Raw genomic sequence first — 23,009 nt, 5'->3', positions numbered from 1 at the left:
GTTCCCCCGTTCCGGGGAAGCGTCGGGCCCGCCGCCACTGGTACCACTCCGAAGGTGCCACTCTGCGCTCATGGCGCAATGCGAACAAGTCCTGACCCCCGTGGACGGGGTCGTCGCCCGTATGCGCGCCCTCGACGCGGCCCTGCCCGCGCGGGACGGGGTGGCGGTCTTCAACCGTGTCTACCTCGCCGTGACGGAGGCCGTGGACCGGCGCATCGACGCCGGGTGCTTCCCGGACGCCCGGGCGGCGATCGCGCTGGACGTGCGGTTCGCGGAGCGCTATCTGGCCGCGGTCGACGCGGTGTCCGAGGAGCGGCGGCCACCGGCCTGCTGGCGTCCCCTGTTCGCGTTCCGCCGCCACCCGGGGGTACGTCCGCTGCAGTTCGCGCTGGCGGGGATCAACGCGCACATCGGTCACGATCTCGCGCTCGCCGTCGTGGACACCTGTCGTACGCTGCCCTGCGAACCCGTCGACCTCGAGGCCGAATTCGACCGGGTGGGCGACCTCCTCGTCTCGCTGGAGGAGCGCATCCGCGAAGACCTGACGCCGGGCCCCGATCTGCTGCGGATCGCCGATCCCCTGACCCATCTGCTCGGCGCGTGGAGCCTGGAGCGCGCACGGGACGCCGCATGGACGGCGGCCCGTGCGCTGTGGGCGCTGCGCGGGCTGCCCGATGTCGCGGGGGAACTCACCGAGCGGCTGGACACGGCGGTGGGATTCGCCGGGCGCATGCTGCTCACCCCGCTGCCGGACTGACCCGGACGCTCTCGCAGGGCCGGCGGGGTCAGTCCTCGGGCAGTTCGACCGGGGCGATCTCGTCGTAGAGGTCGCCCGGGCCCGGGTTGGTCGGGTCGGTCTCGCCGCCGAAGTGGTGCATGACGCCCCAGACCGCGTTCAGCGCGGTCTGGACGGCGCCCTCGGCCCAGCCGGCCGTCCAGGAGATGTCGTCACCGGCGAGGAAGATGCCCCTCTTGTCCTCGGGCAGCCGGTCCTGCATGAAGTGCGTGAACAGGCGTCGCTGGTAACGGTAGTGGCCCGGCAGGTTGGCCTTGAACGCGCCCATGAAGTAGGGCTCGTTCTCCCAGGAGACGGTCACCGGGTTGCCGATGACGTGCTTCCTGATGTCGACCCGGGGGTAGATCTCGCCGAGCGATTTCAGCATGACCTCCATCCGCTCGTTCGCGGACAGCGGCAGCCACTTCAGGCTGTCGTCGCACCAGGTGTACGACAGGCAGATGACGGCGGGCCTGTCGGGGCCGTCGTCGAGCAGGTAGGTCCCGCGGGTCATGCGGTCGGTGAGCGTCATCGACATGACGTCCCGGCCGGTCTCCTCGTCCTTGTCCAGCCAGAACGGCCGGTCGACCGGCACGAAGAGCTTGGAGGACTCCATGTAGTGGGTGCGCTCGATGGCGGTCCAGTGGTCGATCGGGAAGAGCGAGTCGTCGCAGGCGATCTTGGAGAGCAGCATCCAGGACTGCGCGGTGAAGATCGCGGCCCGGTAGGTGCGGATGTCGCCGTCCGCGTCGGTCACCGTGATGTGGTTGCCCGCGGTGCGGTGGAGCCGGGTGACGGCCGGGCGGGGCTCGCCGTTCACATGGAGGGACTTCAGCGAGGTGCCGTACGGCCAGTGGACGATCTTCTCCGGCTCGCGCTCCCACATCCTGAGCGGCAGTTGCTGGGAGCCGCCGACGATGCCGCGGTGGTGGTCGTCGGCCTCGGTGTAGACGACCCGCAGGATCTCCAGGATGGAGTTGGGGAAGTCGGTGTCCCAGCCACCGGTGCCGAAGCCGACCTGGCCGAAGATCTCGCGGTGCCGGAAGGACCGGAACGCCTCGGAGTCGCAGAGGAAGCCGTAGAAGGTCTGGTTGTCGAGCTTCTCGACCAGCCTCGCCCAGATCTCGCGGATGCGCGGGACGTCCCGCTCCCGCAGGGCGCGGTTCATGTCGGAGAAGTCGGCGCCCTCCTCGAGGCATCTGGCCCAGGCGTCGGCCACGTCCCGGTAGACCTGGGGCAGGTCGTCGAGGGTCTCGGCGTAGTGCGACTCGCCCTTGAGGTCGACCACGGTCGAGGGCGTGGCCTCGGCGAGGGGGTTGGGGAAGGGGCGGGTCTCGAGACCCACCAGGTCGATGTAGTGCTGCAGCGCCGTGGAGGACGGCGGGAAGCGCATCGCACCCATCTCGGCGGTCAGGGAACCGTCGCAGCCGTCGAAGCCCACGGTGCGCAACCGCCCGCCGATCCGGTCGGCCTCGTAGACCACCGGCTTCAGGCCCATCTTCATCAGTTCGTACGCGGCGACGATGCCGGACAGGCCGCCGCCGATGACCGCCACCTCGGTGCCGTGCTCGGTCGCCGGTACCTGCCCGAGCCCCGCCGGGTGGGCGAGGAAGTCGTCGTACGCGTACGGGAAGTCCGGGCCGAACATGGTGATCGGCGGCTGCTGCTCGTCGGTGTGCTCGACGGCGTTGGGCACCGTGGACGTCATGGGGTACGGACTCCTTGCGGGGGTGGTACGGGGGAGGCTCAGACGAGGGACCCGTAGAGGGCGGGGCGGCGGTCCGGCAGATACGGGTTGTTCTCGCGGGACGCGGCGAGGAGGACGGGGTCGGCGTCGGCCAGGAGGAGTTCCTCGGCACGGCCGGCCCGGGCGCGGGCGACTCCGTCGGGGGCCGCGAGCGTGGACAGGCCCACGAACTCGAACTCGCCCTCCTGACCGACCCGGTTGACGTACGCGATGTACATCTGGTTCTCGAACGCCCGCACCGGCACGACGGACTCGGCGACGAACTGGAACGGGTGCAGCTGCGCCGTGGGCACCAGGAGGAGATCGGTGCCGGCGAGCGCGTGGGCGCGTACGTTCTCCGGGAACTCCACGTCGTAGCAGATCATCAGGCCGATGGTGAGGCCGTCGAGGTCGGCCTGGACGACGGTCAGCTCCCCCGGGGTGAAGTGGTCCCGCTCGAAGCAGCCGTAGAGGTGGGTCTTGCGGTAGTTGGCCAGGCGGGTGCCGTCGGCGGAGACGAGCTGGACGGAGTTGTACACCGTGTCGCCGTCGCGCTCCGGGTAGCCGTACGCGACGGCGAGGCCGTGCCGGGTGGCGGTCTCCGCGACCGCGTCGGCCGCGTCGCCGTCGGCGGGCTCGGCGAGCCGGCCGAGGTCGTCGCCGATCGCGTACCCGGTCAGGAACAGCTCCGAGGTGACGAGGAGCCCGGCGCCCGCGGCGGCGGCGCGGCCGGCCGCCTCGTCGAGGACCTTGAGGTTCTCGACGACGGATCCGGGCCGGCCGGAGCTCTGGAGCAGGGCGGTGCGCATGCGTGTTCCTCACCGGTACGCGGGGGTTCAGGGGGCCAGATAGACGGTACGGTCGGGCGGCTCGGCGGGACAAGGAGGAGCTGTTGCGCGCCGGTGAGCGGTTCGTTGCGTCCGCGGTGGGATGCGCGGCGATTCGTTGCACGAGGCCGGGCGCGCGGGTCAGGGGCCCGTGATCCCGGCGGGCCGGGGGCGGGTCATGGTGCTCCGCGCCTGCGAGGTGCCCCGGGTTGGTGCGGGCCGGGGGTGTTCGCGCAGCCCGGCGCCTACGGGGTGCCGTCGCGCCCACCCGTGCCGCCCCGCGGCACGACCGCCCGCGGGAACGGGAGGGGCGGGGGCGTTCGCCCGCAGTGGCCGGCGCGTCCGCGCCGCCGGCCCTTCCCGGCGACGCCGTCGCGCCAGTCCGAGGACGGACACCCCCGACCCACCCACCGACAGCGGCCGCTGCACCAGCCCCCACCCGACCCGCGGCCGCGCCGCAGGCGTCGGACGCTCGCCCCCACCGGAGCGGCGGCGGACGCGTCACGCCCGTGGCGTGGCGGCCCCGGCTCTCCCGCCGGCCAGCAGCAGCGCCGCCGTCGCCAGGTACGGCACCGCGCACACCGCGAAGGCGGTGGCGTGCGCGGTCCCCGAGGCCACCAGGGCGTAACCTCCGAAGACCGCGATCGTCGCCAGCTCCGTGCCCAGTCCCGCGACCGAGGTCAGGGTGGCCCGCCGGGTGTTCTCGATGCGCCGCTGGAGCCGGGCGTCGGCCAGCACGGTCGCCGCCTGGAAGCCACCGAACGCGAGGGCGACGAGGACCAGCCCCGACGGGGTGCCGTCGGCCGCGCCCACGGCGAGGGCGAGTCCGGCGAAGGCCAGCACGGCGGCGAGACCCCTCGTACCGAGCCGCTCCCCCTCCCCGGCCAGCAGGCTTCCGGCGGTGGCGCCGGCCCAGATCAGCAGGAGCAGACAGGGCACCGTCCCGTCGGCCACCCCGGTGGCCCGGACCAGCAGCGGTGTGTACTCGTCGAGGGCACCCCAGACCGCGCTCACGGCCGGGACCAGGAGCAGCGCCCCCCGCACGGACCGGTCGGCGCGGGCCTCGGCGAGTCCGGCGCGCAGGGTCGCCGTCCAGCTCTCGTGCCCCTCGGCCGGGGAACGGTGCTCGGGGAACCGGAGTGCCGCGGCGGCCGCCAGCAGACACACCAGCACGCTGGCGGCGCCGACGGCGGTGTGACCGCCCCAGGTGAGCACGGGACCGGCGAGTCCCATCGCCGCCATCACGGCGACCAGACCCGCGGCCCTGGCCCGCCCCATGATCCGGGCGTAACGGTCGGCCGCGTCGATCCGCTCCAGCTCGTCGTGAACCAGCGCCTCCAGCGCGCCGGAGCCGAGCGCCCCGCCCGCACCCCACAGGACGAAGCCGACGGCGAAGGCGCCGTACGACGGGAGCAGCACCCACAGGGCGAAGCCTGCGGCGGTCAGCAGAGGGCCGAGCCACAGCAGCAGCCGGCGGGAGACCGCGTCGGCCCAGACGCCGGAGGGGACCTCCAGCAGCACGCCGGTGACCGACCACAGGGCGAACAGGGAGGAGATCTGCCAGACGGAAAGACCGGTGTCGCTGAACAGCAGCGCGTACACCGGGTAGAGGAGGACGAACTCTTCGAGGAACGAGTAGCCGTACAGCGTGGTCGTCAGCCGTCGCACGCGGACGTCGGAGGCACGCGTGGGCGTGAGAGTCATGAGGCCTTCCCAAGAGGGCGTTTCGGACACCGGACGTCGAGGACGTGCGGCGTCCGAGGCGGACCTCGGGAGGCGCGGCGGAAGGATCAATGTCGCCAGGTCATGGAGCCCATGCTAGACCGGCCCCCCGGATCCCGCCCGGCATTTCCCACGGCCGCCGTTCATCGTTCCGGTGCGGAGAGCGGGGGCGGCAGCACGACGTCGCCGCTGCGCCTGAGGCGCTGCCAGGGCAGCCGGTAGCCGTTGGCCGCGGTGAGGCAGGCCTGGACGAGCACCAGGTACATGAGCTGGCGGTAGACGAACTGCTGCAGCGGGAGCGCCCACAGCGGCCGGAGGCTCTCCCCGTCGAGACGGAAGGCGTAGGCCGCGCAGACGGTCTGCACGGCCAGCACGCCGGTCCACGCCAGCAGGGTGACGAGCGGGTTCCCGAACACCAGGCCGTAGACGGTCAGCAGGTCGATGAGGGGGGCGAGCAACGGGGTGAGGATCTGGAAGACGGTCAGCAGCGGCAGGCCGACGCGGCCGAAGTGTCCCGCGTGGCCGCGCTCGGCCGGCGCGTGCCGGTGTTTCCACGCGGCCTGCAGGGTTCCGTAGCTCCAGCGGTAGCGCTGGCGCCACAGTTGCCGCAGCGAGGTCGGTACCTCGGTCCAGGCGAGCGCGTCCTCGACGTAGCGGATCTCCCACCCGGCCCGGTGCAGGGCCATGGTGATGTCGGTGTCCTCGGCGAGGGTGTCGCCGCTCATCGTCCCGGCGTCCCGCAGGGCAGTGACACGGAAGGCACCCACGGCGCCGGGGACGGTGGGCATGCAGCGCAGCAGGTCGTACATGCGACGGTCGAGGTTGAAGCCCATGACGTACTCGATGTGCTGCCAACGGCCGAGCAGACCCCGCCGGTTCCCGACCTTGGCGTTGCCGGCGGTGGCACCGACGGCGGGGTCGGCGAACGGCTGGACGAGACGCCGGACGGTCGAGGGGGCGAAGACCGTGTCCGCGTCGAGCATGACGACGAGGTCGTGGGAGGCCCGCCGGACGCCGGTGTTGAGGGCGGAGGCCTTGCCGCCGTTCGGTTGCCGGACGACGGTGACCGCATGGAGGCCGAGTGACTCCGCGATGTCGGCCGTGCCGTCGTCGGAGCCGTCGTCCACGACGACGATCTCGACGGGATGGTCGCCGGCCGCGAGCGAGCGGAGCGTCTTGGCGATGCACAGGCTCTCGTTGTGCGCGGGTACGACGACGCTGACGGGCCGGGTGACAGGCGGTCCGGGGGCGTGGTGCGGGCGCCGGTGGGCGTGGTGGCGGGCGAGGACCAGCAGCAGGACGCACCGGCCGAGGACGAGGGATCCGACGACCAGCAGCAGCACACCGATGACCGACATGGCCGTCCCCGACACGGTCACGGCGGCCACGAACACCCGCCCCTTCCACAGGGTCCCGGTGTCGACGGGGCTGGTGAGGCTGTCGGTGCCGAGGACGTCGGCGAGAGTGGTGAAGCGGTACCCCTGGGCCTGGAGCCGGGGGATCAGTTCGTCGAGGGCCTCGACGGTCTGGGACCGGTCCCCTCCCGCGTCGTGCATGAGGACGACCGCTCCCCGGCCCGGCGCGCCCGGTGCGGCCGCGTCGGCGATGGCGCGGGCTCCCGGCCGTTGCCAGTCCCTCGTGTCCCGGTCGACGAAGGCCAGGACGTAGCCCTTGTCACCCAGGTGCCGGGCGACGGACCAGTCCGCCCGGTCCAGGGCGGCGGTCGTCGAGGAGTAGGGCATCCGCAGGAGCGAGCTGTTGATGCCCGCGGCCCCGGCGAGGGCGAGCTGCGTCAGCGCCAGTTCGCGGTCGACGCCGCTCGCGGACCGGGTGGAGAGGTCCCGGTGGGAGAAGGTGTGCACGCCGATCTCGTGGCCGGAGCGGATGACGGCGCGCAGGACCCCGGGGTGGCGCACCGCCTGCTGACCGGTGACGAAGAAGGTGCCGGGCGTGCCGTGGCGGTCGAGGACGGCGCGGATACGGGGCGTCCACACGGGATCCGGGCCGTCGTCGAAGGTGAGGACGACCGTCCGGTCGGGCACCCGGTAGGTGCTCGGGTGGTCGCGGGTGGTGTCGACGACCGGACCGCCGCCGGTGACCTCCCGGGGCACCCCGGTGGCCGGCCGCCCGGTGCGCCCCTCCTGGTCCCCGGGGAAGGTCCGGGTCGTGTACCCCTCGGTCAGCAGTACCGAGACGACGAAGGCCAGCACGACGAGCGGGACGACGATGCGGAAGCGGTGCCGGGGCCGCGGGGACGCCCGGTGGTGACGCGGACCGGTTCGCGTCCGTGAGGGCCGGGCCGGGCGGTGGGGACGGCGGCGCATCAGGACGTCCCGGCTGCGGGCACGTCACCGGGCGGGGCGCCTCCCGTGGTGTCCGGGGCACCCGACGGCGCCTGCGGGGGCTCGTAGGTACCCGAGGGCGGGACGGGCTGCGGCGTTCCCGGCGGGGACTCGGGGGCGGGCGGCTCGCCCGGAGCCGACGGCGGTCCGTCCGTGGCCGGCGGCGGTTCCTCCGGGGCCGGCGGCGGGGCGGGGTCGCTTCCCGTGTCGGGCGCGGGTGCGGACGGGTCGTCGGGGACGGGGCCGTCGGGCTCCTGCGACGACGGTGGGGCTCCCGTACCGGGGGGCTGCGGTGCGGGAGGGGCCGTGGACACCGGGCCTCCGGGGACGAGCGGGCCCGCCGGGGTGAGGAGCGGCCCACCGGGCGACAGGAGCGGCGGCACCGGCGGGGTGCCCGGGCCGAACGCCGCGCCCGCGTCACCGGGACCGCTCCGCGCCGGGTCGAGCACGCCGCTGGGCGGCAGGGGTCCGTCGTCCGGGCCCCGGCGTTCCGGCGCCGTCGGCGCCGTCGGCGCCGTGGCCTCGCCGGGCAGGGGTGGCAGGAGGGCGCCCGGCGCGAAGGGCGTCGCCCCCATAAGGCTCAGTCCCAGGACCGCCAGGTAGGCGGCCACCGTACCGGCCACGCCGTACCCGGTGCGCCGGAGGATCCTCGCGCGCCTGCCGGTGGAGTCGACGAACACGGGGAGACTCGGAACAGCCGACGAGCCGATCACCGTATGTCCGGAATCATCCTGACTCCGCATGAAAGCCAGCGTACGCCGCCGGTGCGGGCCTGCCTACGTGGGCGAACCCGAGGAGAACCGTCGCAGCAACGGGGACAGGACCAGCACGGACTTGGTCCGCTCCACGAACGGCTCGCCCGCGATCCGTTCCAGGACCCGTTCGAAGTGGCGCATGTCGGAGGCGAAGACCTGGGCGACCGCGTCGGCGTCCCCGGTGACGGTGGAGGCGGACACGACCTCCTGGTAGCGCTCCAGGCCCCGCTGGATGGTCTCCGGGGAGGTGTTGCTGCGGCAGTAGATCTCGACGAACCCCTCCGTCTCCCAGCCGAGGGCGGCGGGGTCGACGCGGACGGTGAATCCGGTGATGGCCCCGGTGGCGCGCAGCCGGTCCACCCGCCGTTTCACGGCGGGCGCGGAGAGGCCGACGAGCTGGCCGATGTCCGCGTAGGAGCGGCGGGCGTCCTCGGCGAGGGCGTGCACGATGCGTTCGTCGAGATCGTTCAGCACTGCGGGTGGTTCACTTCGCTTCTGAGGTGGCCGGTGCGGCGAGCCGGGAGCGGCGGTAGCCGTAGAGGAAGTAGAACACGAGCCCGACGGCCATCCAGACACCGAAGACCACCCAGGTGACGGTGGACAGGCTGCCCATCATCCACAGGCAGAACGCGAGGCCGAGGGCGGGCAGCAGCGGCGACAGCGGCACCCGGAAGGTACGCGGCATGTCGGGGCGGGACCGGCGCAGCACCACGACGGCGACGTTGACCAGGGCGAACGCGAACAGGGTACCGATGCTGGTGGCGTCGGCGAGCTGGCCGAGCGGGATCGCGGCGGCGAGCACGCCGCAGAAGAGGGAGACGATCAGGGTGTTGGTGCGTGGTGTGCCGGTCTTCGGGCTGACCCTGCCGAACGCCTTGGGCACGAGCCCGTCCCTGGACATGGCGAACAGGATGCGGGTCTGGCCGTAGAGCACGGTCAGGACGACGCTGGCGATGGCGATGACGGCGCAGAACGCCAGCAGGGTGCCCCAGAAGGTCTGGCCGGTGACCTCGCTCATGATCTGGGCGAGCGCGGCCTCGGAGTCGGTGAAGTCCTGCCAGGGCTTGGCGCCCACGGCGACGGCGGCGACCAGGACGTACAGCGCGGTGATGATGGCGAGCGACAGCAGGATCGCGCGGGGCAGGTCGCGCTGGGCGTTCCTGGCCTCCTCACCGGCCGTGGAGGCGGCGTCGAACCCGATGTAGGAGAAGAAGAGCGTCGCGCCGGCCGCGCTGACGCCGGCCATGCCGAGCGGCATGAAGTTCTCGTAGTTGCCGGAGCGGAAGCCCTGGACGCCGATGGCGCAGAACAGCACCAGTGCGCCGATCTTCACGACGACCATGATCGTGTTGGCGCGGGCGGACTCGCGGGCGCCGCCCATCAGGAAGGCCATGGCGAGCAGGACGACGATCAGCGCGGGCAGGTTGAAGACGCCTCCGTCGCCGGGCGGGGCGGACAGCGCGGCCGGGATGGTGACGCCGATGGTGCCGTCGAGCAGTTCGTTGAGGTACTCGCCCCAGCCGACGGCGACGGCCGCGACCGACACGCCGTACTCCAGCATCAGGCACCAGCCGCAGACCCAGGCGATCAGCTCGCCCATCGTTGCGTACGCATACGAATAGGAGGAGCCCGAGACCGGGATGGTGCCCGCCAGCTCGGCGTAGGAGAGGGCGGAGAACAGAGCTGTCAGACCGGCTATGACGAAGGACAGCGTGACCGCCGGGCCGGCCTTGGGCACGGCCTCGCCGAGGACCACGAAGATGCCGGTACCGAGGGTGGCACCGATGCTGATCATGGTCAGCTGCCACAGCCCGAGGGAGCGGCGCAGGGACCCGCCCTCGCCCTGGCCACCCTCGGCCACCAGGCGTTCCACGGGCTTGCGGCGCATGAGGCGCGCGCCGGCGCCCGGGGACGGCGGGGCGGCGGGACTGCCGTTGTGCGGGGGTGCGCCTTGGTCGAGCACGCGCTGACTCCTTCATCACTGCCGGTCTTCCGCGGCAGGGACCGACGGCTTCCCGCGACAGCCGGGACCCGCCGAGCGGGGTCCCCGCCGCACCACGTACAGCGCGTAACCCTACGAGGTTCCTCGTTGCTCCTGAAATGCAGCAACCTTGCGCACCTCCGTAAGATCATTGCGTTGCTCGCGGGGACGCGGGTGTTCGTTGCGCGGGGGCTTTCGGCCGTTGCGTCCCGGGCCCGGACGCACCGCGGCCCCCGCTCTCCCGGTGCGGGAGCGGCGGGGGCCGTGGGGCGGCGGCAGCCGTCAGTTCCAGCTGGCGTGGAGCGGCTTGCCCTCGGCGTATCCGGCGGCGCTCTGGATGCCGACGACGGCCTTCTCCGCGAACTCCTCGAGCGAGGCGGCACCGGCGTAGGTGCACGAGGAGCGGACGCCCGCGATGACCGAGTCGATCAGGTCCTCGACGCCGGGGCGCTCCGGGTCGAGGAACATGCGGGAGGTGGAGATGCCCTCCTCGAACAGCCCCTTGCGGGCACGGTCGTAGGCGGACTCCTCCGAGGTGCGGTTGCGCACGGCACGCGCGGAGGCCATGCCGAAGGACTCCTTGTAGGGGCGGCCGTTCGCGTCGTGCTGGAGGTCGCCGGGGGACTCGTAGGTCCCGGCGAACCAGGAGCCGATCATCACGTTGGACGCGCCGGCCGCGAGCGCCATCGCCACGTCGCGCGGGTGGCGGACACCGCCGTCGGCCCACACGTGCTTGCCGTACTTCTTCGCCTCGGCGGCGCACTCCAGGACGGCCGAGAACTGCGGCCGGCCGACGCCGGTCATCATGCGGGTGGTGCACATGGCGCCGGGGCCGACACCGACCTTGACGATGTCCGCGCCGGCCTCGATCAGGTCGCGGACGCCCTCGGCGGAGACGATGTTGCCGGCGACGAGCGGCACCTGCGGGTCGAGGTCGCGTACCAGCTTCACGGCGCTGATCATCGACTCCTGGTGGCCGTGCGCCGTGTCGACGACGAGCGTGTCCACGCCCGCCTCCAGGAGCTGCTGCGCCTTGCCCGCCACGTCGCCGTTGATCCCGACGGCGGCGGCGATGCGGAGCCGGCCCCGGGCGTCGGTGGCCGGGGTGTACAGGGTGGCGCGCAGGGCGCCCTTGCGGGTGAGGATCCCCGCCAGGCGGCCGTCCTTGTCGACGGCGGGCGCGTAGCGGCGGTTGGCCGTGTCGAGGGTGTTGAAGGCCTCGCGCGGGTCCGTGTCGGCGTCGATGAGGATCAGGTCCTTGGACATGACCTCCTCGAGCTGGGTGAAGCGGTCCACACCGGACAGGTCGGTGTCGGTGACCACGCCGACCGGCCGGTGTCCGTCGTCGACGACGACGCCCGCGTTGTGGGCGCGCTTGGGCAGCAGGGCGAGCGCGTCGGCGACGGTCTGGTGCGGGGCCAGCACGATGGGGGTGTCCAGGACCAGGTGGCGGCCCTTCACCCAGGAGACGACCTCCGCGACGACCTCGATCGGAATGTCCTGAGGTATGACCACGAGTCCGCCGCGCCGCGCCACCGTCTCGGCCATGCGGCGCCCGGCGATGGCGGTCATGTTGGCGACGACGAGCGGGATGGTGGTGCCCGTGCCGTCCGGGGAGCTGAGGTCCACATCCTGCCGCGAGCCGACCGCGGAGCGGCTCGGCACCATGAAGACGTCGTCGTACGTCAGGTCGTAGGCGGGCCGGATGTCGTTGAGGAAACGCACGTGCTGCACATCCCAGTCGATCAGAGGTGGCCCCCGGACAGGTCAGCCAGGGGGAAGAGCACGTACTTCATTGTCCCATGACGACCGGTGCGCCCTCCCCGGTCGCATCGTCCGAGGCGGTCGGAGGGGTGCTCGGAGGTTCCTCCAAGGGAGGGCCGGCAGCCCGCGCGACCGGGCCGGGAGGGCGAGGGAGGCGGGGCCCGTCGCGCGCGCGGCCGGTGCCGCGGCCGGCACCGCCTCACCGCCGTCAGGGGCCGTCCGGGTCCGCGCGGTTGAGGGCGGACCGCGGGGTGGTGCCCGCCGTCATCAGGTAGTCCGCGGCCGAGGTGTCCGTCACCAGGCTGGTGACGAGACCCGAGCGCAGTACCGCGTCGATCGCCGGCCCCTTGCGCTGGCCGCCGGCGATCGCGACGACCTCGGGGACCCGGCGGAGCTGGTCGGTCTTGACCGTGATGCACCGCTCCCCCAGGTCCCGGCCGACCCGGCGGCCCTCGGCGTCGAAGAGGTGCGCGGACATCTCCGCGGCGACACCGAGCGAGGCGTAGTGCGCCCGCTCCTCGTCGCTGAGCATGTCGTGCACCGTCGAGATGCCCGGCTCCCAGGAGCCGATGGACACACAGGCGACCGTGACCTTGTCGAAGTACTCGAAGGCCCGCGCGATCCCCGTCTGGTGACGCAGCGCCTCCGCGGTGGCCTCGTCCGGCAGCAGCATCGGCGCGTAGATGGGGTGGGCGTCGCCGCCCGACACCTGCGCGGCGCGCCGTACGGCCTCCACCGAGCCGCGCTCGGCGGTCCCGGCGTCGTAGACGCCTGTCAGCTGCACGACCGTGCAGGGCGGCAGCCGGTCGAGGGCCGCCGCCATGTGGATGGTGGAGCGGCCCCAGGCGAGGCCCAGCACGTCTCCCTCGTTGACCAGTTCGCCGAGCAGGTCGGCGGCCACCTCTCCCAGGTTCTCGGGGTCGGGTGTCTCCTCGGCCTCGGCCGGGGACTCGACCACGACGGCGTGCCTGAGGCCGTAGCGGGCGCGGAGCGCGTCGGAGCGCTCGGCGTCCAGCTCGGCCGGCACACGGATCTCGATCCGCACGAGATCCCGTTCGAGGGCGGTCTCCAGGACCCGGGCCACCTTGAAGCGGCTGACGCCGAACTCCTCCGCGATCTGGATCTTGGACTTGCCCTCGAGGTAGAAGCGGCGGGCCATGGCCGCCGCCTGCACCAGCTCAGCGGGTCCCATCCGCATGGCTGACCGGCCCGCCGACATACCCGACACGGCGCTCTCCTCACTGCTGTTCACACTCTGGATTCGCTGTTCATCCTTGCAGATCCGGCGCGGTCGATCAGCCCTGCTGGGCGCCGTTCATGTTCCTGTAGCTCAGTGGTCGCCCGCCCAGGACGCCCCGGCCGTGGCGTCCTCGGCCTGCTTGCGCAGTGCACGTACCGCCTCGGCCGGATCGGACGCCCCGTACACGGCCGATCCCGCGACGAAGACGTCGGCGCCGGCGTCGGCGCACTGCTCGATGGTGGAGGCCGAGACACCGCCGTCGACCTGGAGCCAGAGCTCGAGACCGTGCTTGCTGATCAACTCGCGGGTGCGGCGAATCTTCGGAAGCATGATGTCGAGAAACGCCTGGCCCCCGAAGCCCGGCTCCACGGTCATGATCAGCAGCATGTCGAGTTCGGGGAGCAGGTCCTCGTACGGCTCGACGGGCGTGGCCGGCCTGAGCGCCATGGAGGCACGGGCGCCCTTGGCGCGGATCTCCCGGGCCAGCCGCACGGGCGCGGTGGCCGCCTCGACATGGAAGGTGACGGACCCGGCCCCCGCCTCCACGTACTGGGGCGCCCACCGATCGGGGGCCTCGATCATCAGATGGCAGTCCAGCGGAGTGTCCGTCGCACGCGCGAGCGACTCCACGACCGGCACGCCGAGCGTGAGGTTCGGGACGAAATGATTGTCCATGACGTCGACGTGGAGCCAGTCGGCTCCCTCCGCCGCCTTCGCCTCGTCCGCGAGGCGGGCGAAGTCGGCGGACAGGATGCTGGGGCTGATCTGCGGGGCCATGGCCCAAGCGTATGCGCTGCGCTGTACCCGGGGGGCGGGGCCCCCTGGGGGCCGGTGCCGCGGTCCTGCCGCGGAGGTCTTCATGACAGGTGAACGAGGCATCGCCCGGCTGGTGTGCGGGCGGCGTTCCAAGTGGCTGGTGCTGGTGCTGTGGCTGGTGGTGCTGCTCGTGACGGCGCCGCTCGCTCAGAAGCTCACCGACGCCCAGGACAACGACGCGGCGTCCTGGCTGCCGGGCTCCGCGGAGTCGACGCAGGTGCTGGAGATCTCCGAGGACTTCCGGCCCGAGCAGATCCCGGCGATCGTGGTCTACGCACGGGACAGCGGGCTGACGGCCGCCGACCGGGAGCGGATCGCCGAGGACGTGGATCAGCTCAGGCGGTTGAGCGACCACGGAATCAGGGGCGCCGAGACCCGGGGCCCGGTGTTCGACCGGCAGACCGGTCCGCGGGCCGCGCAGGTCTTCGTGCCGATCACGATGGACGAGCAGGGCTGGGAGCGGATCGGGCCCGCGGTCGACTCGATCCGCGACGACGTCGGCGAGAGCGTCGACGGGCTCGCCGTGCACATCACGGGACCGGGCGGCACGTCGGCGGACTTCGCCGAGGGGTTCGAGGGCATCGACTCGACGCTGCTGTTCTCCGCGATGGCCGTCGTCGTCGTGATGCTGCTGATCACCTATCGCAGTCCGACCCTGTTGCTGGTGCCGCTGTTCTCGGTGATCGTCGCGCTGTTCGCGGCACAGGCCCTCGTCTATCTGCTGGCCGAGCACGGCGGACTCACGGTCAACGGGCAGAGCGCCGGCATCCTTCTGGTCCTCGTCTTCGGCGCCGGCACCGACTACGCCCTGCTGCTGGTCGCCCGCTACCGCGAGGAACTGCGCCGGCACGAGGACCGGCACGAGGCGATGGCGCTGGCCCTGCACCGCGCGGGGCCCGCCGTACTCGCCTCCGGGGCCACCGTCGTGGTGAGCATGCTCGTGCTGCTGGCCGCCGAGATGAACTCCACCCGGGGCCTCGGCCCGGTCGCCGCGATCGGTGTCGCGGTGGCCCTGCTGGCGTTGCTGACGCTCTTCCCGGCGCTGCTGGTCATCTTCGGCCGCTGGATCTTCTGGCCGGTGATCCCGCACCACGGGACCCCCGACCCGGCCGAACGGGGAAAGTGGGCCCGCATGGGCCGCGGCATCGCGCGCCGCCCGCGGACGGTCTGGGCCGTGACCGCGGCCGTACTGGCGATCTGTTCGCTGGGCCTGATCCAGCTCCGCGCCGAGGGCATCGGCAACGCGGACGCGTTCACCGGGAAACCGGACTCGATCACCGGCCAGGAGGTCTCCGCGCGGTACTTCCCGGCGGGCAGCGGCGATCCGCTCGTCGTCGTCAGCGACCAGGCCCAGGCCCGGCAGGTGGGCCGCGCGGTCGCGGGCACGGAAGGGGTCGTCCCGGATTCCCTCGCACTTCCGCCGGGCACGAAGCCGGCCTTCGAGGGCAAGGTGCTGTTCGAGGCCACCATGACCGCCCCGGCGGACAGCGAGGCGGCGAAGCAGACCGTCGAGAGGGTGCGGGACGCCGTGCACGCCGTGCCGGACGCCGACGCGCAGGTGGGCGGCGGCACGGCGGCGCTGCTCGACATGGACAGGGCGACCACGCACGACAACATGCTGATCATCCCGCTGGTGCTGGCCGTGGTCATGCTGATCCTGTGCGCCCTGCTGCGCGCCCTGATCGCCCCGCTGCTGCTGATCGCGACGGTGATCCTGTCGTTCGCGGCAGCGCTCGGGCTCAGCGCCCTGGCCTTCCGGCACGTGTTCGACTACGCGGGCGAGCCGACCGACTTCCCGCTGTTCGTCTTCGTCTTCCTGGTGGCGCTGGGCATCGACTACAACATCTTCCTGACCACCCGCATCCGCGAGGAGGCGGCCCGCCAGGGCACCCGGCCCGGCGTGGTCACCGGCCTCGCGGCCACGGGCGCCGTCATCACCTCGGCGGGGCTGGTCCTCGCCGGCACGTTCGCGGCGCTCGCCACGCTCCCGATGGTGGCGTTCGCCGAGATCGGCTTCGCGGTCGCCCTGGGCGTGCTCATCGACACCTTCGTGGTCCGTTCGGTCCTGGTCACGGCGCTGTTCCTGGACGTGGGGCCGAAGGTGTGGTGGCCCCACCGGCTGGCCCGGGAGGACGGCGGCGGGACGGTGGGGGTGCCCGAGGCAGACGTCAGCCGGTCCGGCGGATGAGAGCCAGATACATCGCGTCGGTCCCGTGCAGATGCGGCCAGAGCTGGATGTCGGGGCCCTCGCCCAGGTCCGGTACGCCGGGCAGCAGCGGCCGGGCGTCGATCAGTGCGGTGTCCGGGAACTGCTTGAGGAGGTCGGCGACCACGGCCCGGGTCTCCGCGAGGTGCGGCGAGCAGGTGGCGTACCCGACGACACCGCCCACCCGCACCGACTCCAGGGCGCTGCGCAGCAGCCCGCGCTGGAGCGGCGCGAAGCCGTCCAGGTCCTCCGGGCGGCGCCGCCAGCGCGCCTCGGGGCGGCGGCGCAGGGCGCCCAGCCCGGTGCACGGCACGTCGACCAGCACCCGGTCGAAGCTGCCGGGGCGCCACGGCGGCCGCGTCCCGTCGGCGGCGACCACCTGGTACGGCCCCGGGTTCCCGGCGAGCGCCCTGGCCACCAGACCGGCCCGGTGCGGCTGCTTCTCGGAGGCGAGCAGCGCGGCACCGCGTTCGGCGGCGAGCGCGGCGAGCAGGGCGGCCTTGCCGCCGGGCCCGGCGCATCCGTCCAGCCACATCCGGTCGCGGCCCTCGACGGGCGCACCCGCGAGAGCGAGCGCCACGAGCTGGCTGCCCTCGTCCTGGACACCGGCCCGGCCCTCGGCCACCGCCGTGACGGCGCCCGGCTCCCCGCCCTCGGTCAGCCGCACCGCGTACGGCGACCAGCGGCCGGGCTCCGCGGCCTCCTCCTCGAGCAGCTCGGCGGGCGTGGACCGTCCCGGCCGGGCGACCAGGGTCACCTCGGGCCGCTCGTTGTCGGCCCGCAGCAACTCCTCGATTCCGGCACGGCCGCCCCCGAGGGAGTCCCACAGCGCGGAGACCACCCAGCGGGGGTGCGAGTGCACGACGGCGAGATGGTCCTCGGGATCCTCGTCGTAGGGCGGCGCGACCCGCTCGAGCCAGCCGTCCAGGTCGTCCTGGGCGATCTTCCGCAGTACCGCGTTGACGAACTTGGCGCGGCCGTCGCCGAGCACCACCCGGGCCAGCTCGACGGTGGCGGACACGGCGGCGTGCGTCGGGATCCGCGTGCCGAGCAGCTGGTGCGCGCCGAGGCTCAGCACGTCCAGCACCGGCGGGTCGACCTCGCGCAGGGGCCGGTCGACGCAGGCCGCCACGACGGCGTCGTACGTCCCCTGCCGGCGCAGCGTGCCGTACACCAGCTCGGTGGCGAGGGCGGCGTCCCTGGCGTCGAAGTCGCCGGCTTCGCGCGCCCTGCGCAGCAGCGGGGGCAGGACGAGGTTGGCGTACGCGTCCCGCTCGTCCACGGCCCGCAGGGCTTCGAAGGCGAGGATGCGGACGGGGTCCTTCTGGGGCCGGCGGTAGGGCTTGGCGGGCCTGCGGGGCCGACGGGGCTGGTCGCTCACGAAAAAGGTGCTCCGGATGTGGGATGACGTGCGCGGACAAGCCTACGTCGTCCGGGCTCCGGCGGCGTCAGGCCCCGACGGTCTCCCCGGCCGCGATCCGCGCCCCGCGCGCCCAGTCCGCCGCCCGCATCGGCTTCTTGCCCTGGGCCTGCACCCACAGCAGCTCCACGGCGTGCGAGCCGGTGCCCACGTACACGGTGTTCTTGCCGGCGGACAGCTGCCCGGGCGCGAGATCGGTGATCCCGGGTACGGGAGTGGCCTGGACGATCTTCAGGCGCTCGCCCCGGAAGGTGGTCCAGGCCCCGGGTGCGGGGGTGCAGCCGCGCACCACGCGGTCCACGCGCAGCGCCGGGGTGTGCCAGTCGACGCGGGCGTCCTCGACCGCGACCTTCGGGGCGAGGCTGATGCCGTCGGCGGGCTGCGGAACGGCCTTCAGGGTGCCGTCCTCGATCCCGTCCATGGTCGCGGCGAGCAGGCCGGCGCCGGCGAACGCGAGCCGGGTGAGCAGGTCGCCGCTGGTGTCGGTGGGGCGGATCTCCTCGGTGACCGTGCCGTAGACGGGCCCCGAGTCCAGGCCCTCCTCGATGAGGAAGGTGGTGGCACCCGTGATCTCGTCGCCCGCCATGACGGCGTGCTGCACGGGCGCGGCGCCGCGCCAGGCGGGCAGCAGCGAGAAGTGCAGGTTGACCCAGCCACGGGCGGGGATGTCGAGCGCGGCCCTCGGCAGGAGGGCGCCGTAGGCGACGACGGGGCAGCAGTCCGGCGCGATCCGCTCGAGCCGCTCGAGGAATTCCGGGTCACGGGGCCTGACCGGCTTCAGCACCTCGATCCCGGCCTCCTCGGCACGTGCGGCGACGGGGGAGGCGACCAGCCTGCGCCCGCGCCCGGCGGGAGCGTCGGGCCGGGTGACGACGGCGGCCACCTCGTGCCGCCCGGAGGCGAGAAGAGCGTCCAGTGCGGGAACGGCGACCTCGGGGGTGCCGGCGAAGACGAGCCTCATGGAGTGCTTGGGCCTCTCGGGCGGGGGCGGCTGGGGCGGCGCACCAGTCTAGGGGGGGGCCGGGCAGGAGCCCCGTACGGGGACGGCCGCCCCGGCGGAGCGTCCCGGCGGGGGCCCGGCGGGGGCGCTCCGCCGGGGCGTAGGCATATGCCGCCGCGCCCCCACCCCGTGACCCGCGGAGCGCATACGCGTTGGTCAAGAAAGAGTTGACCCCGGGCCCCGAAACGGGCTCATTCCTTTCAACGCCGGTTCGAGAGGCTTGTTCATGGCCGACCACGCAACCCACGACGCCCAGGCTCGGGCCAGCCTGCACTTGCTGGTGCGGGACATCGAGCGGGTCCGCCGGCAGGTGGACGCGCTGCGCACGCTCACCGCCCAGCTGGGCAACGTCTACCGCCCGCGCCGCTCCGGCCCCTCCACGGGCTTCGTCGTCTACGGACGGGCGCCGGCCCCGACGGTCCGTCTCGCCCAGGAACTGCGGGACAGTGTCGAGACCCTGGTCACGGCCGCCGTGGACTTCGACCGCTCACTCGGCTTCTCCTGGGACGCGGTGGGCTCCGCGCTGGGAGTCACCAAGCAGGCGGTGCACCGCCGTTACGGCGCCCGCCGCGCGGCCGACCGGACACCCGCCGCCACCGCCGAGGCCGAGCGCGCGCCGGAGTCCCCGGGCTCCCGCACGGTCAACGTGGGCGCCGGCGTCTCCACGGTGCCGGCGGTCCCCGCCGCCCGGTCCATGCCCACCCAGCCCACGGCCGGCAGCCCGGCCCTCCGCGACGAGCCGCGCCCGACGGTCTTCCCCGCGCCCCGCAACGGCTGAGCCGCCCCCTCCCCCGCCCTCCCGGACGCACCGCCTCCGGGAGGGCGCCGTACGTCCGTCACCGCGGGGTGAGCGCGGTTCCCGCTCAGCCGATGTCCAGCGGGTCGATCCGGACCCACACGGGGGCGTTCCCGCCCCGGGCCATACGGGTCGCCTGCGCCGTCTTCAGGGCCGCGGCCAGTGCCGCGCCGTGGCCGGGGGGCACGCGGATCAGCGCCCGGTCCCAGTGCTCCCCCGGCGAGGGCGCGCCCGGGCGCCGCGGGCGGCCGGCCGCGGTGACCGGCAGGGGAACCGGTCCCAGGATCTCCGCCGGCGCGGGCAGCTCCACCGCACGGAGGAACTCGCTCACCGCCTCGCCCGGCCCCGACACCGCCGCCATCCGCGACACCGGCGGGAAGCCCAGTTCGGCCCGCTCCGCCAGTTCCCGCACCGCGTGGCCGACCGGGTCCCACCGCACCAGCGCCTGCACCGGCCGCAGGGTCGGCTCCGCGACCACCACCACCGTGCCGCCCGCCGGCTGCGGACGGACCAGCGCCGCCGCGCCGATCCAGCGGCGCAGCGCGTCCTCCCCGGACCGCAGGTCGGGCCGCCCCAGCATGGCCCATCCGTCCAGCAGCAGCGCCGCGGCGTAGCCGCCCTCGGCCACCGGTTCCGCCCCGGGGGTGCTGACCACCAGCGCGGGCGCCCCCGGCACCGTGTCCAGCACGTGCTCGCGTCCCGAGGTCCGCACCGGGACGGCGGGGAAGGCCCGGCCCAGCTCCTCGGCGGTCCGCCGCGCCCCCACCACCTGTGCCCGCAGCCGGAAACCGCCGCACTCGGGGCAGTGCCAGCCGCTCTCCTCGCGCCCGCACCACCCGCACCGCAGGTCGTCGGCCCCCCGCGCCTCCAGCGGCCCGGCGCAGTGCCGGCACCGCGCCGGGGCCCGGCAGGCGGCACACGCCATCCGCGGCACGTACCCGCGCCGGGGCACCTGCACGAGCACCGGCCCGTGCCGCAGGCCCTCCCGGACGGCCTGCCAGGCGAGCGTCGGGAGCCGGGCCGCGCGGGCCGCCTCGTCCCGCGCGAGATCCTGGTCGCCGACGGTCCGCACGAGCGGCGCGGCCGTCCGCACCCGTTCCCTGGGGGCGAGAAGCGGTCTGGCCCAGCCGGTGTCCACGAGCTGGGCGGCCTCCACGGTGCAGCTCCAGCCGCCCAGCAGGAAGCCGCACCTGTCCTGCGCCGCCCTCAGCAGCAGGACCTCGCGGGCGTGCGGCTGCGGGGCGTGCTGTTCGCTGTGGCTGTCGTCGCCGTCGTCCCAGACGGCGACCAGGCCGAGGTCCCGCACCGGCGCGAACATCGCCGCCCGCGTCCCGACGACGGCCCGCACGGAGCCCCGCCGCACCGCGAGCCACTGCGCGTAGCGCTTCTCCGGCCCGGCGTCGGCGGTGAGGACCGCGTGCCGGCCCTCCCCCAGCAGTCCGGTGAGCGCGGCGTCCACGCGGGCCACGGCGCGGCCGTCCGGCAGGACGACCAGCGCGCCGCGTCCGGAGGCCAGGGCGGCGGCGACGGCCCGGGCCAGCTCCTCGCTCCACTGCGGGCCGGGCAGTGCGTTCCACACGGCCCGTGGGGCGCCTCCGGAGGCCAGTGACTCCAGGAAGGCGGGCCCCTGCTCGTACCGCTCCCAGGAGCCGGGCGCGGGCGCCGGGGGCGGAGGCTGCGGGGCGGGCGAGGGACGCCGCTCGGCACGGGCGCTGCGCGGCGGCACGGCGAGCTGGAGGACGTCGGCGAGGCTGCCCGCGTACCGGTCGGCGACCACGCGGGCGAGCCCCAGCAGCTCCTCGTCGAGCACCCGCTCGGGCGAGACCACCTGGGCCAGGGCCGCCAGGGGGCCCGCGTAGTCGGACTCGGCGCGCCGCTCGACCAGGAACCCGTCGATCAGCCCGCCGCCCTCGCGACGGCCCTCGCGCACCCGGCGCCCGCCGGCGCCGAACCGCACCCGCACCCTGACGCCCGGCTGGGCGTCGGCGTCCAGCTCCTCGGGCACGGCGTAGTCGAAGTACCGGTCGAGATGGAGCACGCCCTTGTCGACCAGGACCCGGGCCACGGGCAGTTCCTTCGCGAGCGCGGCGCCCCGCCAGGTCCGGGGTTTGGCGCGGGGCGTCCCGGCCTTGCGCACGCTCTCCCGGATGAGCGCGAGCTGCTCGGGCGGCGCACCCTCCGCGTCGCCGTCCGGCTGTCCGTTCTCGCTGCTCACGCCTGCATTCTTACCAAACACGACTGACAGCGGCGCCGGGCCCGGGATCGGCCGCGGGTGCGGACGGACGCCCGGCGCGCCTGCGCCCGGGACCAGCCCGTGCGCCTCACGCCCGGCCGTGACGCCGCCGCGGCCGAAGGACCGCACGCCGAGGCCCGGCGGCCCCTCGGAGGGGACGCCGGGCCTCGGGGACGCGGGGTGGGACCTACAGTCCGGCGGCCTTGCGCAGGGCGTCGACGCGGTCGGTGCGCTCCCAGGTGAAGTCGGGCAGCTCACGGCCGAAGTGGCCGTAGGCGGCGGTCTGGGCGTAGATCGGGCGCAGCAGGTCGAGGTCGCGGATGATGGCGGCCGGGCGCAGGTCGAAGACCTCGTCGATGGCCCGCTCGATCCGCTCGGTGTCGACCTTGGCGGTACCGAAGGTCTCCACGAACAGACCCACCGGCTCGGCCTTGCCGATCGCGTAGGCCACCTGCACCTCGCAGCGCGCGGCCAGCCCGGCCGCCACCACGTTCTTGGCGACCCAGCGCATCGCGTACGCCGCCGAGCGGTCCACCTTGGAGGGGTCCTTGCCGGAGAACGCGCCGCCGCCGTGGCGGGCCATGCCGCCGTAGGTGTCGATGATGATCTTCCGGCCGGTCAGGCCGGCGTCACCCATCGGACCGCCGATCTCGAACCGGCCCGTGGGGTTCACCAGCAGCCGGTAGTTCTCCGTGTCCAGCTTGATGCCGTCGTCCAGCAGCGCCCTGAGCTCCGGCTCGACGACGAACTCCCGGATGTCCGGCGCCAGCAGCGACTCCAGGTCGATGTCGGAGGCGTGCTGGGAGGAGACGACCACGGTGTCCAGACGGACCGCCTTGTCGCCGTCGTACTCGATGGTGACCTGGGTCTTGCCGTCCGGACGCAGGTAGGGGATCGTCCCGTTCTTGCGCACGTCCGACAGGCGCTTGGACAGCCGGTGGGCCAGGAACACCGGCAGCGGCATCAGCGTCGGCGTTTCGTCCGTCGCGTAACCGAACATCAGGCCCTGGTCGCCCGCGCCCTGACGGTCCAGTTCGTCGTCGTCGCCCTCGACGCGGGCCTCGTAGGCGGCGTCGACGCCCTGCGCGATGTCAGGGGACTGCGCGCCGATCGACACCGACACGCCGCAGGAGGCGCCGTCGAAGCCCTTCTTCGAGGAGTCGTAGCCGATCTCCAGGATCTTGTTGCGCACCAGCGTCGCGATGTCCGCGTACGTCTTGGTGGTGACCTCGCCGGCCACGTGCACCAGGCCGGTGGTGATCAGAGTCTCGACGGCGACCCGGGAGGCCGGGTCCTCGCGGAGCAGCGCGTCGAGGATGGTGTCGCTGATCTGGTCAGCGATCTTGTCGGGGTGACCCTCGGTCACGGACTCCGAGGTGAACAGACGACGGGACACAATGCTCCCT

Annotated in this window: 17 protein-coding genes; 3 read left to right on the top strand and 14 right to left on the bottom strand. The window is 73.6% G+C overall.

Translation table 11 applies throughout. The features are described 5' to 3' along the window. Positions 1-70 precede the first annotated feature (70 nt). Positions 71-757: a DUF5995 family protein gene (locus tag BU52_RS20645; RefSeq protein WP_037936501.1), complete on the top strand. Its 687-nt coding sequence runs from the start codon at positions 71-73 to the stop codon at positions 755-757. A gap of 28 nt (positions 758-785) precedes the next feature. Here BU52_RS20645 and BU52_RS20640 read toward each other — a convergent pair whose 3' ends face one another. From BU52_RS20640 to rpe, 10 genes are all read right to left on the bottom strand, one after another. Then, the gene (locus BU52_RS20640) at positions 786-2,483 is read right to left on the bottom strand and encodes a flavin monoamine oxidase family protein (protein ID WP_037936499.1); all 1,698 of its coding nucleotides are present in this window, start codon (positions 2,481-2,483) and stop codon (positions 786-788) included. Positions 2,484-2,521: 38 nt separating this feature from the next. Beyond that, a complete protein-coding gene (locus BU52_RS20635) occupies positions 2,522-3,310 on the bottom strand; it encodes a carbon-nitrogen hydrolase family protein (protein WP_037936497.1) in 789 nt (262 codons plus the stop codon). Positions 3,311-3,829: 519 nt separating this feature from the next. Continuing rightward, positions 3,830-5,032, bottom strand: a complete 1,203-nt coding sequence (locus BU52_RS20630) for an MFS transporter (protein WP_037936490.1) — start codon at positions 5,030-5,032, stop codon at positions 3,830-3,832. Between the two features lie 161 nt (positions 5,033-5,193). Next, positions 5,194-7,374 (bottom strand): bifunctional polysaccharide deacetylase/glycosyltransferase family 2 protein, encoded by a 2,181-nt coding sequence (locus tag BU52_RS20625; protein ID WP_037936487.1) that lies wholly within the window; start codon positions 7,372-7,374, stop codon positions 5,194-5,196. Then, positions 7,374-8,135 carry a hypothetical protein gene (locus tag BU52_RS20620; protein ID WP_037936485.1) on the bottom strand — a complete coding sequence of 254 codons (762 nt, stop codon included), beginning with the start codon at positions 8,133-8,135 and terminating at the stop codon, positions 7,374-7,376. Before BU52_RS20620 ends, BU52_RS20625 begins: the two co-directional genes overlap by 1 nt. A 33-nt stretch (positions 8,136-8,168) precedes the next feature. Beyond that, positions 8,169-8,621 (bottom strand): Lrp/AsnC family transcriptional regulator, encoded by a 453-nt coding sequence (locus BU52_RS20615; protein WP_019523726.1) that lies wholly within the window; start codon positions 8,619-8,621, stop codon positions 8,169-8,171. Between the two features lie 10 nt (positions 8,622-8,631). Beyond that, the gene (locus tag BU52_RS20610) at positions 8,632-10,110 is read right to left on the bottom strand and encodes an amino acid permease (protein WP_037936484.1); all 1,479 of its coding nucleotides are present in this window, start codon (positions 10,108-10,110) and stop codon (positions 8,632-8,634) included. Between the two features lie 300 nt (positions 10,111-10,410). Then, positions 10,411-11,853 (bottom strand): GuaB1 family IMP dehydrogenase-related protein, encoded by a 1,443-nt coding sequence (locus BU52_RS20605; RefSeq protein ID WP_037936643.1) that lies wholly within the window; start codon positions 11,851-11,853, stop codon positions 10,411-10,413. A gap of 247 nt (positions 11,854-12,100) precedes the next feature. Then, complete coding sequence (locus BU52_RS20600; protein ID WP_078903357.1) at positions 12,101-13,144, bottom strand: sugar-binding transcriptional regulator; 1,044 nt, start codon at positions 13,142-13,144, stop codon at positions 12,101-12,103. Positions 13,145-13,222: 78 nt separating this feature from the next. Then, the gene (gene rpe / locus BU52_RS20595) at positions 13,223-13,909 is read right to left on the bottom strand and encodes a ribulose-phosphate 3-epimerase (protein WP_037936480.1); all 687 of its coding nucleotides are present in this window, start codon (positions 13,907-13,909) and stop codon (positions 13,223-13,225) included. An 82-nt stretch (positions 13,910-13,991) separates the two neighbouring features. Between rpe and BU52_RS20590 the strand changes: the two genes are divergently transcribed. Further along, positions 13,992-16,136 (top strand): MMPL family transporter, encoded by a 2,145-nt coding sequence (locus tag BU52_RS20590; RefSeq protein ID WP_037936479.1) that lies wholly within the window; start codon positions 13,992-13,994, stop codon positions 16,134-16,136. Here BU52_RS20590 and BU52_RS20585 read toward each other — a convergent pair. Both BU52_RS20585 and fmt read right to left on the bottom strand, forming a co-directional pair. Continuing rightward, on the bottom strand, positions 16,117-17,535 hold the full coding sequence (locus BU52_RS20585) for an RsmB/NOP family class I SAM-dependent RNA methyltransferase (RefSeq protein WP_037936478.1): 1,419 nt from the start codon (positions 17,533-17,535) through the stop codon (positions 16,117-16,119). The two genes, BU52_RS20590 and BU52_RS20585, sit on opposite strands and share 20 nt — an antisense overlap. 67 nt (positions 17,536-17,602) lie before the next feature. Continuing rightward, positions 17,603-18,535: a methionyl-tRNA formyltransferase gene (gene fmt / locus BU52_RS20580; RefSeq protein WP_037936477.1), complete on the bottom strand. Its 933-nt coding sequence runs from the start codon at positions 18,533-18,535 to the stop codon at positions 17,603-17,605. A gap of 265 nt (positions 18,536-18,800) precedes the next feature. Here fmt and BU52_RS20575 point away from each other — a divergent pair, with 265 nt between their 5' ends. Next, entirely contained in the window at positions 18,801-19,352 is a 552-nt protein-coding gene (locus BU52_RS20575; protein WP_037936476.1) for a hypothetical protein, read from the top strand. An 85-nt stretch (positions 19,353-19,437) separates the two neighbouring features. Here the strand turns inward: BU52_RS20575 and BU52_RS20570 are convergent, their stop codons facing one another. Together BU52_RS20570 and metK are read right to left on the bottom strand one after the other, a co-directional pair. Beyond that, a complete protein-coding gene (locus BU52_RS20570; protein ID WP_037936475.1) occupies positions 19,438-21,585 on the bottom strand; it encodes a primosomal protein N' in 2,148 nt (715 codons plus the stop codon). Positions 21,586-21,790: 205 nt separating this feature from the next. Further along, on the bottom strand, positions 21,791-22,999 hold the full coding sequence (gene metK / locus BU52_RS20565) for a methionine adenosyltransferase (RefSeq protein WP_037936472.1): 1,209 nt from the start codon (positions 22,997-22,999) through the stop codon (positions 21,791-21,793). Positions 23,000-23,009 lie beyond the last annotated feature (10 nt).

Origin of the sequence: Streptomyces toyocaensis (genome assembly GCF_000725125.1) — a bacterium.
GTDB classification, from domain to species: Bacteria; Actinomycetota; Actinomycetes; order Streptomycetales; family Streptomycetaceae; genus Streptomyces; species Streptomyces toyocaensis.
Note: the sequence above shows the minus strand (reverse complement) of the source record. Positions and strands in the feature narration are given on the sequence as shown.

Excerpts from the sequence above, each read along its gene's own strand:
- BU52_RS20630 (WP_037936490.1), bottom strand. The coding sequence starts at position 5,032 with ATGACTCTCACGCCCACGCGTGCCTCCGACGTCCGCGTGCGACGGCTG.
- BU52_RS20575 (WP_037936476.1), top strand. The coding sequence starts at position 18,801 with ATGGCCGACCACGCAACCCACGACGCCCAGGCTCGGGCCAGCCTGCAC.
- BU52_RS20635 (WP_037936497.1), bottom strand. The coding sequence starts at position 3,310 with ATGCGCACCGCCCTGCTCCAGAGCTCCGGCCGGCCCGGATCCGTCGTC.
- BU52_RS20640 (WP_037936499.1), bottom strand. The coding sequence starts at position 2,483 with ATGACGTCCACGGTGCCCAACGCCGTCGAGCACACCGACGAGCAGCAG.
- BU52_RS20620 (WP_037936485.1), bottom strand. The coding sequence starts at position 8,135 with ATGCGGAGTCAGGATGATTCCGGACATACGGTGATCGGCTCGTCGGCT.
- fmt (WP_037936477.1), bottom strand. The coding sequence starts at position 18,535 with ATGAGGCTCGTCTTCGCCGGCACCCCCGAGGTCGCCGTTCCCGCACTG.
- BU52_RS20625 (WP_037936487.1), bottom strand. The coding sequence starts at position 7,374 with ATGCGCCGCCGTCCCCACCGCCCGGCCCGGCCCTCACGGACGCGAACC.
- rpe (WP_037936480.1), bottom strand. The coding sequence starts at position 13,909 with ATGGCCCCGCAGATCAGCCCCAGCATCCTGTCCGCCGACTTCGCCCGC.
- BU52_RS20645 (WP_037936501.1), top strand. The coding sequence starts at position 71 with ATGGCGCAATGCGAACAAGTCCTGACCCCCGTGGACGGGGTCGTCGCC.
- BU52_RS20590 (WP_037936479.1), top strand. The coding sequence starts at position 13,992 with ATGACAGGTGAACGAGGCATCGCCCGGCTGGTGTGCGGGCGGCGTTCC.